The sequence below is a fragment of the Pseudomonas chlororaphis subsp. aurantiaca genome (assembly GCF_013466605.1).
In the GTDB taxonomy this organism is placed as follows: domain Bacteria; phylum Pseudomonadota; class Gammaproteobacteria; order Pseudomonadales; family Pseudomonadaceae; genus Aquipseudomonas; species Aquipseudomonas chlororaphis_I.
The window spans coordinates 1,781,518-1,799,053 of the sequence record NZ_CP059162.1 but is presented as its reverse complement, the minus strand read 5'-3'; the positions used below and the strand labels follow the sequence as shown (position 1 = coordinate 1,799,053).

At 63.0% G+C, this 17,536-nt stretch carries 18 protein-coding genes; all 18 read right to left on the bottom strand.

Translation table 11 applies throughout. From position 1 onward, the window contains the following. Positions 1-32: 32 nt before the first annotated feature. Positions 33-935, bottom strand: a complete 903-nt coding sequence (locus H0I86_RS08180; protein ID WP_180924644.1) for a CheW domain-containing protein — start codon at positions 933-935, stop codon at positions 33-35. Between the two features lie 84 nt (positions 936-1,019). Next, complete coding sequence (locus H0I86_RS08175; protein WP_007922498.1) at positions 1,020-1,808, bottom strand: ParA family protein; 789 nt, start codon at positions 1,806-1,808, stop codon at positions 1,020-1,022. 50 nt (positions 1,809-1,858) lie between these two features. Then, entirely contained in the window at positions 1,859-2,743 is an 885-nt protein-coding gene (motD, locus tag H0I86_RS08170; RefSeq protein ID WP_009047719.1) for a flagellar motor protein MotD, read from the bottom strand. Positions 2,744-2,753: 10 nt separating this feature from the next. Further along, positions 2,754-3,494 (bottom strand): flagellar motor protein, encoded by a 741-nt coding sequence (locus H0I86_RS08165; protein ID WP_007922500.1) that lies wholly within the window; start codon positions 3,492-3,494, stop codon positions 2,754-2,756. After that, positions 3,494-4,621 (bottom strand): protein-glutamate methylesterase/protein-glutamine glutaminase, encoded by a 1,128-nt coding sequence (locus tag H0I86_RS08160; protein ID WP_180924643.1) that lies wholly within the window; start codon positions 4,619-4,621, stop codon positions 3,494-3,496. Before H0I86_RS08160 ends, H0I86_RS08165 begins: the two co-directional genes overlap by 1 nt. Before the next feature lie 49 nt (positions 4,622-4,670). Next, the gene (locus tag H0I86_RS08155; protein WP_180924642.1) at positions 4,671-6,956 is read right to left on the bottom strand and encodes a chemotaxis protein CheA; all 2,286 of its coding nucleotides are present in this window, start codon (positions 6,954-6,956) and stop codon (positions 4,671-4,673) included. Between the two features lie 27 nt (positions 6,957-6,983). Beyond that, complete coding sequence (locus tag H0I86_RS08150) at positions 6,984-7,772, bottom strand: protein phosphatase CheZ (RefSeq protein WP_009042749.1); 789 nt, start codon at positions 7,770-7,772, stop codon at positions 6,984-6,986. Positions 7,773-7,802: 30 nt separating this feature from the next. Beyond that, complete coding sequence (locus tag H0I86_RS08145) at positions 7,803-8,174, bottom strand: chemotaxis response regulator CheY (protein ID WP_003183998.1); 372 nt, start codon at positions 8,172-8,174, stop codon at positions 7,803-7,805. A gap of 160 nt (positions 8,175-8,334) precedes the next feature. Beyond that, a complete protein-coding gene (gene fliA / locus H0I86_RS08140) occupies positions 8,335-9,075 on the bottom strand; it encodes an RNA polymerase sigma factor FliA (RefSeq protein ID WP_007922505.1) in 741 nt (246 codons plus the stop codon). Continuing rightward, the gene (gene fleN, locus H0I86_RS08135) at positions 9,072-9,902 is read right to left on the bottom strand and encodes a flagellar synthesis regulator FleN (protein ID WP_007922506.1); all 831 of its coding nucleotides are present in this window, start codon (positions 9,900-9,902) and stop codon (positions 9,072-9,074) included. Before fleN ends, fliA begins: the two co-directional genes overlap by 4 nt. A 118-nt stretch (positions 9,903-10,020) precedes the next feature. Further along, positions 10,021-11,337, bottom strand: a complete 1,317-nt coding sequence (gene flhF / locus H0I86_RS08130; RefSeq protein WP_009047715.1) for a flagellar biosynthesis GTPase FlhF — start codon at positions 11,335-11,337, stop codon at positions 10,021-10,023. 11 nt (positions 11,338-11,348) lie between these two features. Further along, on the bottom strand, positions 11,349-13,478 hold the full coding sequence (gene flhA / locus H0I86_RS08125; RefSeq protein WP_180924641.1) for a flagellar biosynthesis protein FlhA: 2,130 nt from the start codon (positions 13,476-13,478) through the stop codon (positions 11,349-11,351). Between the two features lie 167 nt (positions 13,479-13,645). After that, positions 13,646-14,782, bottom strand: a complete 1,137-nt coding sequence (gene flhB, locus H0I86_RS08120; RefSeq protein WP_009042746.1) for a flagellar biosynthesis protein FlhB — start codon at positions 14,780-14,782, stop codon at positions 13,646-13,648. Between the two features lie 3 nt (positions 14,783-14,785). Further along, complete coding sequence (gene fliR, locus H0I86_RS08115) at positions 14,786-15,568, bottom strand: flagellar biosynthetic protein FliR (protein ID WP_009042745.1); 783 nt, start codon at positions 15,566-15,568, stop codon at positions 14,786-14,788. Positions 15,569-15,571: 3 nt separating this feature from the next. Further along, the gene (gene fliQ / locus H0I86_RS08110; protein ID WP_003184009.1) at positions 15,572-15,841 is read right to left on the bottom strand and encodes a flagellar biosynthesis protein FliQ; all 270 of its coding nucleotides are present in this window, start codon (positions 15,839-15,841) and stop codon (positions 15,572-15,574) included. Between the two features lie 24 nt (positions 15,842-15,865). Continuing rightward, positions 15,866-16,615 (bottom strand): flagellar type III secretion system pore protein FliP, encoded by a 750-nt coding sequence (gene fliP / locus H0I86_RS08105; RefSeq protein ID WP_009042744.1) that lies wholly within the window; start codon positions 16,613-16,615, stop codon positions 15,866-15,868. Then, complete coding sequence (gene fliO / locus H0I86_RS08100) at positions 16,615-17,052, bottom strand: flagellar biosynthetic protein FliO (protein ID WP_180924640.1); 438 nt, start codon at positions 17,050-17,052, stop codon at positions 16,615-16,617. Before fliO ends, fliP begins: the two co-directional genes overlap by 1 nt. Then, positions 17,053-17,520: a flagellar motor switch protein FliN gene (fliN, locus tag H0I86_RS08095; RefSeq protein WP_124334229.1), complete on the bottom strand. Its 468-nt coding sequence runs from the start codon at positions 17,518-17,520 to the stop codon at positions 17,053-17,055. Positions 17,521-17,536 lie beyond the last annotated feature (16 nt).

The following is a 17,536-nucleotide window of genomic DNA, read 5'->3' as shown; positions in this document are numbered from 1 at the left end:
TGGCTGCACCGTCGGCGCAGCCTGTTGTTGGTCTATATCGGCTTCGGCGCCGGTTTGCTGATAGCCATGTGTTTCGCCCCGCCGCTGGCGATCAGCTCGGCCAGTTCGGAAACGTCCAGCAGCGCGCACATGTGCTCGATGACCGTACCCGCCAGCCATGGCCGCTGGCCACGGTGGCTGCGCCATTTGATTTCGTTCGGGTCCAGGCGCAACGAGCGGCTGACCTGATGCACCGCCAGCCCCCACTCATAGCCCTGGACCGAGATCACGTACTGCAGGCCCTGGCGGAAGTCGTCGCGGTAGCGGTCGGGCATCACCCAGCGCGCGGTATCCAGCACCTTCAGGTTGCCGGCCTGGCTCGGCAGGATCCCGAGGAACCATTCCGGCTGGCCGAACAGCGGCGTCAGTTCATGCCCCGCCAGGGAGTAGATCGACCCCAGGCAGACCAGCGGCACCGCCAGGGTCAACCCGGCGACATCGAACAGCAGGCATTCGAAGGGTTCCGCCGCCCAGCTCGGCCGGTCGTCACCCGCCACCGGGGGTGGTGTGCTGCTGGGCGGCCGATGCACCTCGACCACCGGCTCGACCAGGCCTTGCAGCAAGGGCGCGACGGTCGACAAGGTGGCCGGCAATGGCGCGGGCGCCTCCAGCACGGGGACAACCACGGATTCCTCGACCCGCGCTACCGGCGCGACTACAGCCGCGGCTGGCGGCGTACGCTGGACCTGGGCATCGCGAGCCTGTTCTTCGAGCACCGCGGCCTGGAACTCATCCAGGACCTCGCTCGACACCGCCACCTCTTCTACCGCTGACTGAACCTCCGGCAGCACCTCGGGAACCGCGAATTCTTCTTCGGTGGCGTCCTGCAACAACGCGTCCAGGTAGGACTGCAACGCCAGCTGCGGCCGGGATGTAACGTCGACAGGACGGTTCATGAGGATGCCCACGGATAAAACCCAGCACAGTGACCTGTAGGGTTTATCGGCCAGACCGACAGCAGACTTGAATGCTCCGCCACGTCAGGCCACCTGCGGGACAAGTTGCTGGGCCAGCAAGTGCTTGAGCAAGGCGCGATAGGCCAGTACGCCACGGCTCTTGCCGTCGAATTGCGAAGGCGTCAGCCCGGCCCGGCTGGCATCGCGCAAGCGTGTGTCGACCGGGATGTAGCCCTGCCAGATTTCATCCGGGAACTTGTCGCGCAACACCCGCAAGGTGCCCAGGGACGCCTGGGTCCGGCGGTCGAACAAAGTCGGCACAATGCTGAACGGCAGCGCCTGTTTGCGCGAACGGTTGATCATCGCCAAGGTATTGACCATGCGCTCCAGGCCCTTGACCGCCAGGTGCTCGGTCTGCACCGGGATCACCAGTTGCTGGCTCGCCGCCAAGGCATTGACCATCAGCACGCCGAGCAACGGCGGGCTGTCGATCACCGCATAGTCGAAATCCTGCCACAGCTGCGCCAGGCTCTTGGCGATCACCAGGCCCAGGCCGCTCTGCCCCGGCGACTGGCGCTCCAGGGTGGCGAGCGCGGTGCTCGATGGCAGCAGGGAAATACGTTCGTCGCTGGTCGACAGCAGCAACTGCCCGGGCAAGCCCTCAGGGACGCTGCCCTTGTGCAGGAACAGGTCGTAGTTACTGTGTTCCAGGCTGTCGGGGTCATAGCCGAAATAGCTGGTCATGGAGCCGTGGGGGTCGAGATCGACCACGACCACGCGCTTGCCCGCCTCGGCCAGCAATCCGGCTAAAGCGATGGAACTGGTGGTCTTACCGACGCCACCCTTTTGATTGGCAACTGCCCAGACTCTCATTCAGTTTGTTCCTCCCGGCAGGCGCGGGCCGACCGAGAAATAGCACCCAGTTATAAAGCCGGTGACGGAGAATTGACGGCACTCTCGCGTCCCGGCGTCTTGACTGGCGTAGGTGCAGTTTGTGTGCCAGCCCGCTTCAATGCCGCATCCGGTGTTGCGTGGGCGGTGCCGGTGCCTGTCAGGCTGCGGCGTACATCGAGATTGCGCGACACCACCAGCACCACCCGACGGTTGCGGGCACGGCCATCGGCCGTCGCGTTATTGGCTACCGGCTGGAACTCGCCGTAGCCGACCGAAGCCAGGCGCTGCGGATTGACCCCCTGCATCGCCAGCATCCGCACGATGCTCGCCGAACGGGCCGACGACAGCTCCCAGTTGGTCGGGTACTGCGCGGTCTGGATCGGCTGGTTGTCGGTAAAACCCTCGACGTGAATCGGGTTGTCGAAGGGTTTGAGGATCGCCGCCACCTTGTCGATGATGTTGAATGCCAGGTCGCTGGGCATGGCATCGCCGCTGCCGAACAACAGACTGGAGTTGAGTTCGATCTCGACCCACAGCTCGTTGCCGCGCACGGTCATCTGGTTGGAGCTGATCAGGTCGCCAAAGGCCGCGCTGATATCGTCGGCGATGCTTTTCAGCGGGTCGCTGGCGCCGGCGATACCGGCATCGGTCTGCTCGCTGTCCTTGACCAGCGGCTTGGCCGGGGTCACGGTCTGGGGCCGCTCCTCACCGATGGGAATCGGCTTGAGGGCGCGGTCCGAATCGGTGAACACGCCGATCAGCGCCTCGGAGATGACCTTGTACTTGCCCTCGTTGATCGAGGAGATCGAGTACATGACCACGAAAAAGGCGAACAGCAAGGTGATGAAATCCGCGTAGGACACCAGCCAGCGTTCATGATTGACGTGTTCCTCATGCCGGCGACGACGTGACATGGCTATTCCCTTAGTCCATGAAGCCTTGCAGCTTCAACTCAATGGAACGAGGGTTTTCACCTTCGGCAATCGACAGGATTCCTTCAAGCAACATTTCGCGATAACGCGACTGCCGCAAGGCTATGGACTTGAGCTTGGCGGCGATCGGCAGCAACACCAGGTTGGCGCTGGCCACGCCGTAGATGGTCGCGACGAAGGCCACGGCGATACCGCTGCCCAGCTGCGACGGGTCGGCCAGGTTGCCCATGACATGGATCAGGCCCATGACCGCACCGATGATGCCGATGGTCGGCGCGTAGCCGCCCATGCTTTCAAAGACTTTGGCCGCTTCGATGTCGCGGCTTTCCTGGGTGTAGAAATCCACTTCCAGGATGCTGCGGATGGACTCCGGTTCGGCGCCGTCCACCAGCAGCTGCAGGCCCTTGCGCGAGTAGGTGTCGGGCTCGGCATCCGCCACGCCTTCCAGGCCCAGCAGGCCTTCCTTGCGGGCGGTCAGGCTCCAGTTGACGACGCGATCGATGCCGCCAGGCAGGTCGACCCGCGGCGGAAACAGGATCCAGCCGAGGATCTGCATGGCCCGCTTGAAGGCGCTCAGCGGCGACTGCAGCAACGCCGCACCGATGGTCCCGCCCAGCACGATCAGCGCCGCCGGACCATTGGCCAGGGCCGACAGATGACCGCCTTCCAGGTAGTTGCCACCGATGATGGCGACGAACGCCATGATGATCCCGATGAGGCTTAGAACATCCATCAGAGGCAGGCCTCGACCAGGTGCTTGCCGATCTCGTCCAGACCGTACACCGCATCCGCCAGCTCCGCCTTGACGATCGCCATCGGCATTCCGTAGATCACGCAGCTCGCTTCATCCTGGGCCCAGACCGCGCTGCCGCCCTGCTTGAGCAGGCGCGCGCCTTCGCGACCGTCGGCGCCCATGCCGGTGAGCACCACCGCCAGAACTTTGTCGCCGTAGGACTTGGCCGCCGAGCCGAAGGTGATGTCCACGCACGGCTTGTAGTTCAGACGCTCGTCGCCGGGGAGGATTTTCACCGCGCCACGGCCGTCGACCATCATCTGCTTGCCACCCGGTGCCAGCAGCGCCAGGCCCGGACGCAGGATGTCGCCATCCTCGGCTTCCTTGACGCTGATCCGGCAGAGCTTGTCCAGGCGCTCGGCGAACGCCTTGGTGAAGGCTGCCGGCATGTGCTGGATCAGCACAATCGGCGCCGGAAAGTTGGCCGGCAACTGGGTCAGCACCCGCTGCAGGGCCACCGGGCCACCGGTGGAAGTACCGATGGCCACCAGTTTGTAGGCCTTGCGCTTGGGGGCCGACGACAAGCCAGTGGCCGCCGCGCGGGCAGGAATCGGCGCCGGGGCCGGACGCGCCGGGGCCGCGCTGCTGAAACTGCTGGTGCTCGATGGCGCAGGCGCAGGTGCCGCCGCCGGTTGTGGCGCCGGCGCGCTGTAGCTGCTGAAACGGCGGTTACTGCGCGAGATGCTGTGGACCTTCTCGCACAGCAGTTGCTTGACCTTCTCGGGATTGCGCGAGATGTCTTCGAAATTCTTCGGCAGGAAATCCACCGCGCCGGCATCCAGCGCATCCAGGGTTACCCGGGCGCCTTCATGGGTCAGCGAGGAGAACATCAACACCGGCGTCGGGCAGCGCTGCATGATGTGCCGCACTGCCGTGATGCCATCCATCATCGGCATCTCGTAGTCCATGGTGATCACGTCCGGCTTGAGCGCCAGAGCCTGATCGATCGCCTCTTTACCGTTGGTCGCGGTACCGACGACCTGGATATTGATATCCGCTGAAAGAATTTCCGAGACGCGGCGGCGGAAGAACCCCGAATCGTCCACCACCAGGACCTTGACTGCCATAAACACTCCGTTAGGCGGGGCAAGGCAAATGGCCCCGCCCCTCCGGTATTCAAATACGCCGTGCGGCGTAACGCTTGAGCATGCTCGGAACATCGAGAATCAGGGCGATGCGGCCGTCACCGGTGATGGTGGCGCCAGACATGCCCGGGGTTCCCTGGAGCATCTTGCCCAATGGCTTGATGACGACTTCTTCCTGGCCGACCAGTTGATCGACGACGAAGCCGATCCGCTGGGTGCCGACCGAAAGGATCACCACATGGCCTTCGCGCTGCTCTTCGTGAGCGGCGGAGCTGACCAGCCAGCGCTTGAGGTAGAACAGTGGCAGCGCCTTGTCGCGGACGATCACTACCTCCTGGCCGTCGACCACGTTGGTGCGCGACAGGTCCAGATGGAAGATTTCGTTGACGTTGACCAGCGGGAAAGCGAACGCCTGGTTGCCCAGCATCACCATCAGGGTCGGCATGATCGCCAGGGTCAGCGGCACCTTGATGACGATCTTCGAACCCTGGCCCTTGGTCGAGTAGATGTTGATCGAACCGTTGAGCTGGGAAATCTTGGTCTTCACCACGTCCATGCCCACGCCGCGGCCGGACACGTCGGAGATCTCGGTCTTGGTCGAGAAGCCCGGGGCGAAGATCAGGTTGTAGCACTCGGTGTCGCTCAGGCGATCGGCGGCATCCTTGTCCATCACCCCACGCTTGACCGCAATGGCGCGCAGGACGTTCGGGTCCATGCCTTTGCCGTCATCGGAGATCGACAGCAGGATGTGGTCGCCTTCCTGCTCGGCCGCCAGCACCACCTTGCCACCGCGGGGCTTGCCCGCCTCCTCGCGCTCTTCCGGCGACTCGATACCGTGGTCGACGGCGTTGCGCACCAAGTGCACCAACGGGTCGGCCAGGGCCTCGACAAGGTTCTTGTCGAGGTCAGTCTCTTCGCCGACCAGCTCCAGGTTGATCTCTTTCTTGAGCTGGCGGGCCAGGTCGCGAACCAGGCGCGGGAAGCGCCCGAAGACCTTCTTGATCGGCTGCATCCGGGTCTTCATCACCGCGGTCTGCAAGTCGGCCGTGACCACGTCGAGGTTCGACACGGCCTTGGACATGGCTTCGTCGCCGCTGTTGAGCCCCAGGCGCACCAGGCGGTTACGCACCAGCACCAGCTCGCCGACCATGTTCATGATTTCGTCCAGCCGCGCGGTATCGACCCGCACGGTGGTTTCGGCTTCGCTGACCGGCTTTTCCGCCGGGGCGGCAGCCGGAGCACGAGCAGGCGCCGGAGCAGCGGCGGCTGCCGGCTTCGGTGCTTCGACCTTGGCTTCGGCTTTCTTCACTGCCGGCTTGGCGACAGCGGCAGGCGCCGAGGCCGTGACCGCCGTTGCGCTCCCCTTGGTCGCGGCGGCAGGTACTTCAGAGAACTTGCCCTTGCCATGCAGCTCGTCGAGCAGGGATTCGAATTCCTGGTCGGTGATCAGGTCGCTACCGGCGGCAGCCGCGCTTGGCGCAGCCGGCGGTACCGCCGCAGCCACTGCGGAGTCCAGCGCCTCTACCGCAAAGTTGCCTTTGCCGTGCAACTGATCCAGCAGTGCTTCGAATTCGTCATCGGTGATTTCGTCGCTGGCCGCGACTTTTTCCGCGGCGGGCGCCGTGGCCGAAGGTGCCACCGCATCCGGTGCGAACTGGCCTTTGCCATGCAATTGATCGAGCAGCGACTCGAACTCGGCGTCGGTAATTTCGTCGCTGGCCGCTTCGCCACCGGCCGCGGGGGCAACGGGAACAGCGGGAGCAACAGCGGCCGGGGCTTCGGCCTCGGCCTTGGCGGCATTGAGCGAATCGAGCAACTGCTCGAACTCGCTGTCGGTGATATCGCCGGACTCGCTTTCGGCCGATTCGGCAACGGTTTCAACAACTGTCTCAACCTCGGCCACCGGCGCGGCGACCTCCTCGGCTCCGGCAGGCTCGGCCAGACGGGCCAAGGCCGCCAGCAGTTCCGGAGTGGCGGCGGTGATCTCGGTGCGCTCGCGCACCTGGCCGAACATGCCATTCACCGCGTCCAGTGCTTCGAGCACCACGTCCATCAGTTCCGCGTCGACGCGGCGCTCACCCTTGCGCAGGATGTCGAACACGTTTTCGGCGATGTGGCAGCACTCCACCAGCTCGTTGAGCTGGAGGAAGCCGGCGCCCCCTTTTACAGTGTGAAAACCGCGAAAAATTGCGTTGAGCAGATCCGCATCGTCCGGCCGGCTTTCCAGCTCGACCAGTTGTTCGGACAGTTGCTCTAGAATCTCGCCGGCCTCAACCAGAAAATCCTGAAGGATTTCTTCATCGGCGCCGAAGCTCATTAATGGGTGCTCCTACTAGGTCTGAGCCTAAAATCCAAGGCTGGAAAGCAAATCGTCGACATCGTCCTGACCGGATACAACGTCTTCACGTTTATCGGCATGAATCTGCGGACCTTCACCCTTGGCCAGATGTTTTTGCGGATCTTTTTCAGCGAGGATCGATTCACGGTCATGTTCGATGCCGGCAAAACGATCGACCTGGCTGGCCATCAGGACCAGTTTGAGCAGGTTGCTCTCGACTTCGGTGACCAACTGGGTCACGCGCTTGATCACCTGACCGGTCAGGTCCTGGTAGTCCTGCGCCAGCAGAATGTCGTTGAGGTTGCTCGATACCGCGCGCGTCTCTTGCTCGCTGCGGGTCAGGAAACCGTCCACCCGGCGGGCCAGGTCGCGGAATTCTTCGGCGCCCAGTTCGCGGCGCATGAAACGTCCCCAGTCGGCGCTCAGGGCCTGGGCTTCGCTGCTCAGGCCATTGACCAACGGGGTAGCGCTCTCGACCAGATCCATGGTGCGGTTGGCCGCGGCCTCGGTCAGCCTGACCACATAGGACAGGCGCTCGGTGGCATCCGTGATCTGTGAAACTTCCTCGGCTTGCGGCATATGCGGGTCAATCTGGAAATTGACGATGGCGCTATGCAGCTCGCGGGTGAGCTTGCCGACTTCCTGGTACAGGCCGCGGTCACGGGTCTGGTTGAGCTCATGGATCAGTTGCACGGCTTCGCCGAACTTGCCTTTCTCAAGGCTGTCGACCAGTTCGAGTGCGTGTTTTTTCAGGGTCGATTCGAAATCGCCCAATGAAGATTCGTTGTGCTCCATAGCTCCCCCGTGGCGGAATGGTTCCACATCTCAACCGATGCGTTCGAAGATCTTCTCGATCTTTTCTTTCAACGCCTGGGCCGTGAAGGGCTTGACCACATAGCCGTTTACGCCGGCCTGGGCAGCTTCGATGATCTGTTCGCGCTTGGCTTCAGCGGTCACCATGAGTACCGGCAGGTGCTTGAGTTTTTCATCGGCGCGCACATGGCGCAGCAGATCGATACCGGTCATGCCAGGCATGTTCCAGTCCGTTACCAGAAAGTCGATGCTCCCACTGTTGAGGACCGGAATGGCAGTGGTGCCATCGTCAGCCTCGACCGTGTTGGTGAAACCCAGGTCACGCAACAGGTTTTTTATGATCCGCCGCATCGTTGAGAAGTCATCAACGATGAGGATTTTCATGTTCTTGTCCAATTCGACCTCCAAGCAGTCTTAAACGCGTCCAGCACCTGAACGCGCCATTCAATCAATCAGGCAGAGCACTCAACGACTGCATGGAATACACACCGCGAGGCCGGCAACGTCGTGCCAGTCTCGTCCGCAGTGTCCCCCACACTGCCTGTCAGCGCGCTCGCCACTCCCCCAAACGCCCCCGCAAACGGGCCGCGCACTGGCTGTGTAACTGGCTGACCCGCGATTCGCTGACCCCCAGGACCTCACCGATTTCCTTGAGGTTCAGCTCTTCGTCGTAGTACAGCGCCAAGACCAGTCGCTCACGCTCCGGCAAATTGGCAATCGCGTCCGCCAGCGCAGCCTGGAAACGTTCGTCCTCCAGGTCGCGCGACGGCTCGAGATGAGCACTCGCGCCATCCTCATGCAGCCCTTCATGCTCGCCGTCCTGCAACAGGTCGTCGAAGCTGAACAGGCGACTGCCCAAGGTGTCGTTCAAAATCCCGTAATAATCGTCGAGACTCAATTGAAGTTCGGCCGCAACCTCATGATCTTTAGCGTCACGACCGGTTTTAGCTTCAATTGCGCGAATGGCATCGCTCACCATCCGGGTATTGCGATGTACCGAACGCGGCGCCCAGTCACCTTTACGGACCTCATCGAGCATCGCACCACGGATACGGATACCCGCGTACGTCTCGAAACTCGCGCCCTTGCTCGCGTCGTACTTGGTCGACACTTCGAGCAGACCGATCATCCCGGCCTGGATCAGGTCTTCGACCTGGACACTGGCCGGCAGGCGCGCCAACAGGTGATAGGCAATACGCTTGACCAGGGGCGCATAACGCTCGATCAATTCGTACTGGCTGTCACGTGCCGACTTTTTGTAAAGGTTGTAGCCGCTGGCGCTCATAGCACCGGTCCCGCTGTCTGATGCACTAGCCGCTCGACGAAAAATTCCAGATGTCCACGTGGGTTGGCCGGCAACGGCCAGGTATCGACTTTCTGCGCAATGGCCTTGAACGCCAGCGCGCACTTCGAACGCGGAAACGCCTCATAGACCGCACGCTGCTTTTGCACGGCCTTGCGCACGCATTCGTCGTAAGGCACGGCGCCGACATATTGTAGGGCCACGTCCAGGAAGCGGTCCGTGACCTTGGTCAACTTGGCGAACAGGTTGCGGCCTTCCTGCGGGCTTTGCGCCATGTTGGCGAGCACGCGGAAGCGGTTCATGCCGTAGTCGCGGTTGAGCAGCTTGATCAGCGCGTAGGCATCGGTGATCGAGGTCGGCTCGTCGCAGACCACCAGCAGGACTTCCTGTGCGGCGCGGACGAAGCTGACCACCGAGTCGCCGATGCCGGCAGCGGTGTCGATCACCAGCACATCGAGGTTGTCGCCGATGTCGCTGAAGGCCTGGATCAGGCCGGCATGCTGCGCCGGGCTCAGATGAACCATGCTCTGGGTGCCGGACGCCGCCGGCACGATACGGATTCCACCCGGCCCCTGCAGCAGCACATCGCGCAGCTCGCAGCGGCCTTCGATCACGTCGGCGAGGGTCCGTTTGGGGGTCAGCCCCAATAGCACGTCGACGTTAGCCAGACCCAGGTCGGCGTCCAGCAGCATGACGCGCCGGCCGAGCTCCGCTAGGGCCAGGGACAAGTTCACTGACACGTTAGTCTTGCCGACGCCACCTTTGCCGCCGGTCACCGCGATCACCTGTACGGGATGCATGCTGCCCATGTTCGTTCTTTACCTTGTCTTACTTAGACGGGGCCACATAACTGGCTGCGCGTTCACTAACGGAACAATGCCTGGCAGACCATCGATGTAGGTACATTGCAATCTTTTCATGATTCCCTCAGCCAACCCGCTTGGTCGGGTTGTGGTAGAGGTCAGCGAACATGTCAGCCATGGCTTCTTCGCTGGGTTCTTCCTGCATCTGCACGCTCACCGCACGACTGACCAGCTGATGACGGCGCGGCAAGTGCAGATCGTCCGGAATCCGCGGGCCATCGGTCAGATAGGCAACGGGGAGTTCGTGACTGATCGCCAGGCTCAACACCTCACCAAGGCTGGCGGTTTCATCCAGTTTAGTCAGGATGCAGCCGGCCAGCCCGCAACGCTTGTAGCTGTGGTACGCGGCGGTTAGAACCTGTTTCTGGCTGGTGGTTGCCAATACCAGATAATTTTTTGCCCGGATCCCGCGTCCGGCCAGACTTTCCAGCTGCATGCGCAGGGCCGGGTCGCTGGCTTGCAGGCCCGCGGTGTCGATCAACACCACGCGCTTGCGCAGCAGTGGATCGAGGGCTTGCGCCAGGGATTGGCCCGGATCGACATGGGTCACCGAGACGTTGAGGATCCGGCCCAGGGTCTTGAGCTGCTCCTGGGCGCCGATGCGGTAGCTGTCCATGCTCACCAGCGCGATGTTCTGCGCGCCGTACTTGAGTACGTAACGGGCAGCCAGCTTGGCCAGGGTGGTGGTCTTGCCCATGCCGGCGGGGCCGACCATGGCGATCACACCGCCCTCTTCCAACGGCTCGACTTCCGGGGTCACGATCATCCGCGCCAGGTGGGCCAGGAGCATGCGCCAGGCCTGGCGGGGTTCGTCGATTTCAGTGATCAGCGCCAGCAGGTCGCGGGCCAGCGGACCGGACAAGCCGATACGCTGCAGGCGCCGCCAGAGGTTGGCCTGCTCGGGCCGGCTGCCTTGCAGCTGGCTCCAGGCCAGGGAACCGAGCTGGACTTCCAGCAGCTCGCGCAGGCCGTTGAGTTCAAAACGCATCGAGTCCAGTGCCCGCTGATCGACAGCCGGCGCGGCGGCCACCGGGGCCGGGCGATGGGGCTCGTTGAACGTCGGTTCGATCAGCGGCTCGGCGGCGGTCAGCGGCAGGCCGGCGAACAGCTGGCGATTGGTGCTACCATCGCCGTCGCCACGCAGGCTCAGCTCGGCCTGGGCGGTGACGATGCGCGACTGAGTCTTGCGCAGTTCGTCCTCGAGCTCCATGTTCGGAACCCGGGGCGCCAGCGCCGACAGCTTGTAATCCAGGGCAGCCGTCAGCTCGACACCGCCAGCGATGCGGCGATTGCCAATGATGGCGGCGTCGGCGCCCAGCTCATCGCGAACCAGCTTCATGGCCTGACGCATATCGGCGGCGAAAAAACGCTTAACTTGCATAACCCACTACCTCAGCCGTTGGGCCCTACTGTCGCAACGATGGTCACTTGCTTGTTGTCAGGGATTTCCTGGTAAGCCAACACGTGCAAGCCCGGGACCGCCAGGCGCCCGAACCGCGAGAGCATCGCGCGGACCGGACCGGCTACCAGCAGAATCACCGGTTGACCTTGCATTTCCTGGCGCTGCGCGGCTTCGATCAACGAACGCTGCAGCTTCTCAGCCATGCTTGGCTCCAACAGAACACCCTCTTCCGAGCCTTGTCCTGCCTTCTGCAGACTATTGAGCAAAATCTGTTCCAACCTGGGCTCCAAGGTGATCACAGGCAGCTCGGACTCAGTCCCTACAATGCTTTGCACGATGGCGCGCGACAATCCGACGCGCACCGCGGCCACCAAAGCGGCAGTATCTTGACTCTTGGCGGCATTGTTCGCGATGGCCTCGGCAATGCTGCGGATGTCGCGCACCGGCACCTGTTCGGCCAGCAGCGCCTGCAGCACCTTGAGCAGCTGGGACAACGACAGAACGCCCGGCACCAGTTCTTCCGCCAGCTTCGGCGAACCCTTGGCCAGCAGTTGCAGGAGCTGCTGGACTTCTTCGTGGCCGATCAGCTCGCTGGAGTGCTTGTACAGAATCTGGTTGAGGTGGGTGGCAACCACGGTACTGGCATCGACCACGGTGTAGCCCAGCGACTGCGCCTGGGCGCGCTGGCTGATCTCGATCCACACCGCTTCCAGGCCGAAGGCCGGATCTTTGGCGGTGATGCCGTTGAGCGTGCCGTAGACCTGCCCCGGGTTGATCGCCAGCTCGCGATCCGGATAGATCTCGGCCTCGGCCAGAATCACCCCCATCAGTGTCAGCCGGTAAGCGCTGGGCGCCAGGTCGAGGTTGTCGCGAATATGCACGGTCGGCATGAGGAAGCCGAGGTCCTGGGACAACTTCTTGCGCACGCCCTTGATCCGCGCCAGCAGTTGCCCACCCTGGTTGCGGTCCACCAGGGGAATCAGGCGATAGCCGACTTCCAGGCCGATCATGTCGATCTGGGTCACGTCATCCCAGCCCAGCTCCTTGGTTTCCATGGCGCGGGCCGGCGAAGGCAGCAACTCCTGCTGGCGCTTGACCTCTTCCAGCGCCTTGACCTTGACCACGTTCTGGCGCTTCCAGAACAGGTACGCGGCGCCGGCCGCCAAGGCCGCCATGCTCAGGAAGGAAAAGTGCGGCATGCCCGGCACCAGGCCCATCACCGCCATCAGGCCGGCGGCGACAGCCAGGGCCCGGGGCGAGGCGAACATCTGTCGGCTGATCTGCTTGCCCATGTCTTCGGAACCGGAAGCACGGGTCACCATGATCGCGGCCGCGGTGGACAGCAGCAGCGATGGCAATTGCGCCACCAAACCGTCACCGATGGTCAGCAAGGCGTAGACCCGGCCGGCATCGCCGAAGGACATATGGTGCTGGAAGATACCGACCGCCATGCCGCCAATCAGGTTGATGAACAGGATCAGCAGGCCGGCGATGGCGTCACCGCGGACGAACTTGCTGGCACCGTCCATGGAACCGTAGAACTCGGCCTCCTGGGCCACTTCCTGGCGCCGCGCCTTGGCCTGGGCCTGGTCGATCAGGCCAGCGTTGAGGTCGGCGTCGATGGCCATCTGCTTGCCCGGCATCGCATCGAGGGTGAAACGCGCGCTCACCTCGGAAATCCGCCCGGCGCCCTTGGTCACCACCACGAAGTTGATGATCATCAGGATCGCGAACACCACGATACCGACCACATAGTTACCGCCGATCACCACCTCGCCGAAGGCCTGGATCACCTTGCCCGCGGCGGCGTGACCGTCCTGGCCGTGGAGCATCACCACCCGCGTGGAGGCCACGTTCAGCGCCAGGCGCAACAGGGTCGCCACCAGCAGGATGGTCGGGAATACCGCGAAGTCCAGCGGCCGCAGGGCATACACGCAGACCAGCAGGACGACGATCGACAGGGCGATGTTGAAGGTGAAGAACACGTCCAGCAGGAACGGCGGCACCGGCAGCATCATCATGGCCAGCATGACCAGCAGCAACAGCGGCACACCCAGGTTCCCCCGACTGAGGTCAGCCAGGTTAGTGCGAGCCGTACTGATTAACTGAGAGCGATCCACCGGTATTCCCCGTTCCCTTGAAGCAAACTTTTGACGCCTGGAGGCGGCGCAGGGCGGGTATTGCAAGAAGCCTTCCAACTTTGGCCTGGAACACAAACTGATTTATGGCTTTGCGCCATCATCGGCTTAAAAGGGCGATTCCAGAGCCGTCGACACCCGGGCGCGGATCAGGAATCGCGACGCAAATCCGGCGGAATCGGCAGGTCCTTGAGCGGATCGGGACGCTTGCCCTTGCCGGCCCGGTGCTGGCGAATCTGATAGACATACGCCAGCACCTGGGCCACCGCCAGATAGAGCCCGGCGGGGATTTCCTGTTCCAGCTCGGTGGAGTAGTAGATCGAACGCGCCAGCGCCGGCGACTCCAGCAACAGCACTTCGTTGGCCACGGCGATCTCGCGGATCTTCAGCGCCAGGAAATCGCTGCCCTTGGCCAGCAACACCGGCGCCCCGCCCTTCTCGGCGTCGTACTTGAGCGCGACGGCGTAGTGGGTCGGGTTGGTAATGACCACGTCCGCCTCGGGAATCGCCGCCATCATCCGCCGCTGCGACATCTCGCGCTGGACCTGGCGAATCCGCTGCTTGACCTCCGGGCGCCCTTCCTGGTCCTTGTGCTCGTCACGCACTTCCTGCTTGGTCATCAGCAGCTTCTTGTAGCTCTGGTACAGCTGTACCGGCACGTCCACCGCGGCGATCAGGATCAGCCCGCAGGCCATCCACAAGGTACTCCAGGCCACCACTTGCACGCTGTGGATAATCGCCTGCTCCAGCGGCTCGTGGGCGATCCGCAGCAGATCGTCGATATCCGAGGACAGCACCGACAAGGCCACGATCAGGATCACCACGAACTTGGCGAAGGCCTTGAGCAGCTCGATCAACGAGGTCGGCGACACCATGCGCTTCATGCCACTGAGCGGGTTCATGCGACTGAACTTGGGCGCCAGGCTCTTGGTTGAAAACAGCCAGCCACCCAGGGAGATAGGACCGATAAGCGCCGCCAGCACCAGGGGCAGCAGGATCGGCATCGCGGCGATAATCGCGATCTTGCCCGAGTGCAGCAGGTACAGGCCCATGGCGCCCGGGCTGAGCAACACCTCGCGCGGCAGGGAGAAATTCAGGCGCATGATTTCCAGCAGGTCTTGCGCCACCCCCGCGCCGTAGATCAGCAGGCCGGCGGCCCCGATCATGGTGATCGCCAGGGTGTTGAGCTCTTTGGAGCGGGCAATCTCGCCCTTTTCCCGGGAATCCTTTTTACGTTTCTCCGTGGGGTCTTCTGTCTTGTCCTGACCGCTCTCGCTCTCAGCCATGGCTCAACGCGCCTGTGCCAGGTTGCGCAGCAACTGCAGGGCCTCGACGGCCAGCGGTTGGTACTGGTTGAGAATGTCGCCCAGGCTGACCCAGAAAATCACCAGGCCCAGCACCAGGGTCAGCGGAAAACCGATGGAGAAGATGTTCAGCTGCGGCGCCGCGCGGGTCATCACGCCAAAGGCAATGTTCACCACCAGCAGCGCGGTGATCGCCGGCAATACCAGCAACAGCGCGGCGCCCAGCACCCAGCCGAGCTTGCCGGCGATTTCCCAGAAATGGTTGACCAGCAGCGCGCTGCCCACCGGCAAGGTGGTGAAGCTTTCGGTCAGCACCTCGAAGACCACCAGGTGACCGTTCATGCCGAGGAACAGCAAGGTCACCAGCATGGTCAGGAACTGCCCGATCACCGCCGCCGAAACGCCGTTGGTGGGGTCGACCATGGACGCGAAGCCCATGCCCATCTGCGTCGAAATGATCTGCCCGGCGATCACGAAAGCCTGGAAGAACAGCTGCAAGGAAAAGCCGAACAAGGCGCCGATGATGATCTGCTCGGCAATCAGCAGCAGCCCGCTGAGATCCAGCGCATTGACCGCCGGCATGGGCGGCAGGCCCGGCACCACCACGACCGTGATGGCCAGGGTGAAATACAGGCGGATACGGGTCGGTACCAGGGTCGTACCGAAGACCGGCATGGTCATCAACACGGCGCCGATACGGAACAGCGGCAGCATGAAGCTCGCGACCCAGGTGCTGATCTGCGTATCGGTAAGCGCCAGCAGAGACATGGCTTAGCCGATCAACTGCGGAATACTGCCGTACAGCTGCAGGATGTATTCCATGAAGGTTTGCACCAGCCAGGGACCGGCGACGATCAGCGTCACCAGCATCACCAGCAGGCGCGGCAGGAAGCTCAGGGTCTGTTCGTTGATCTGGGTGGCGGCCTGGAACATCGCCACCAGCAGGCCCACCAGCAGGCTGGGAATCACCAGGATGGCGACCATCATGGTGGTCAGCCAGAGCGCTTCGCGAAACAGGTCTACTGCGACTTCAGGCGTCATTGAGCGTCACCCGCCAACAAGGTTCTAAACACCACCGAAACTGCCCGCCAGGGTACCGATGATCAGGGCCCAGCCATCCACCAGCACGAACAGCATGATCTTGAACGGCAGGGAAATGATCAGCGGCGACAGCATCATCATGCCCATGGCCATCAGCACACTGGCGACCACCAGGTCGATGATCAGGAACGGAATGAAGATCATGAAGCCGATCTGGAACGCGGTCTTCAACTCCGAAGTGACGAAGGCCGGCACCAGGATGGTCAGCGGCGCCTGGTCCGGCGTCGCGATGTCGGTACGCTTGGACAGGCGCATGAACAGCTCCAGGTCGCTGCTGCGGGTCTGGGCCAGCATGAAGTCCTTGATCGGCACCTGGGCCTTGGCCACCGCGTCCTGGGCGCTGAGCTTCTCCGCCAGGTACGGCTGCAGGGCATCCTGGTTCACCCGGTCGAACACCGGAGCCATGATGAACATCGTCAGGAACAGCGCCATGCCGGTGAGGATCTGGTTCGACGGTGTCTGCTGCAAGCCCAGGGCCTGACGCAGGATCGAGAACACGATGATGATCCGGGTGAAGCTGGTCATCAGCATGACGAACGCCGGAATGAAGCTCAGCGCGGTCATGATCAGCAGGATCTGCAGGCTGACCGAGTATTCCTGCTGGCCGTCGGCATTGGTGCCGAGGGTGATCGCCGGGATCGACAACGGGTCGGCCGCCAGCGCCAGCGGCGCCGCCAGCATCAAGGCCAACGTCAAGAGGAGGCGCAACGGCATTACTTCTTATCCTTCTGATCCTTGCCCAGCAGCTCCATCAGGCGCTGGGCAAACTCCGGAGTCGCCTGCTCGGTGCTCGGCACCTGCACCGGCTCCTTGAGCACATGCAACGCAGTGATGGTGCCCGGCGTCAGGCCGAGCAGAATCTGTTCGTTGCCGACCTGCACCAGCACCAGCCGGTCCCGCGGGCCAAGCGCTCGCGAACCGATCAGCTCGATGACCTGCCCCTTGCCGGCCGGTCCGGCCTGCTGCACCCGGCGCAACAGCCAGGCGAGGAAGAAGATCAGCCCCACCACCAGCAACAGGCCCAGCACCAACTGGGTCAGTTGCCCGGCCACGCCGCTACTGCCAACCACTGGCGCGGCGGTGCTGGCCGCCGGCTCGGCGGCCAGCGCCCAGAGCGGCCAGGCCAGGAACAGCGCGAGTGCCTTTCTCACTTAGCGCAGCTTCTTGATGCGTTCGCTCGGGCTGATCACGTCGGTCAGGCGGATGCCGAACTTCTCGTTGACCACCACCACTTCGCCATGGGCGATCAGCGTGCCGTTGACCAGCACGTCCAGCGGTTCGCCGGCCAGGCGATCGAGCTCGATCACCGAACCCTGGTTGAGCTGCAGCAGGTTGCGGATGTTGATGTCGGTGCTGCCGACCTCCATGGAGATCGATACCGGGATATCCAGGATCACGTCCAGGTTCGGCCCGTCGAGGGTCACCGGCTCGTTGCTCTTCGGCACACTGCCGAACTCTTCCATTGGCAGGCGATTGGACGCCGGCGCGCTGGCCGCATCGGCCGCCAGCAAGGCATCGATATCGTCTTGCCCGGCATCGCCGGTTTCCTGCAGGGCGGCCGCCCACTCATCAGCCAGGGCCTGGTCTTCTGCGGAAGTCATTTCGTGTTCGTCAGCCATGTTGTCCTCGGCGGGC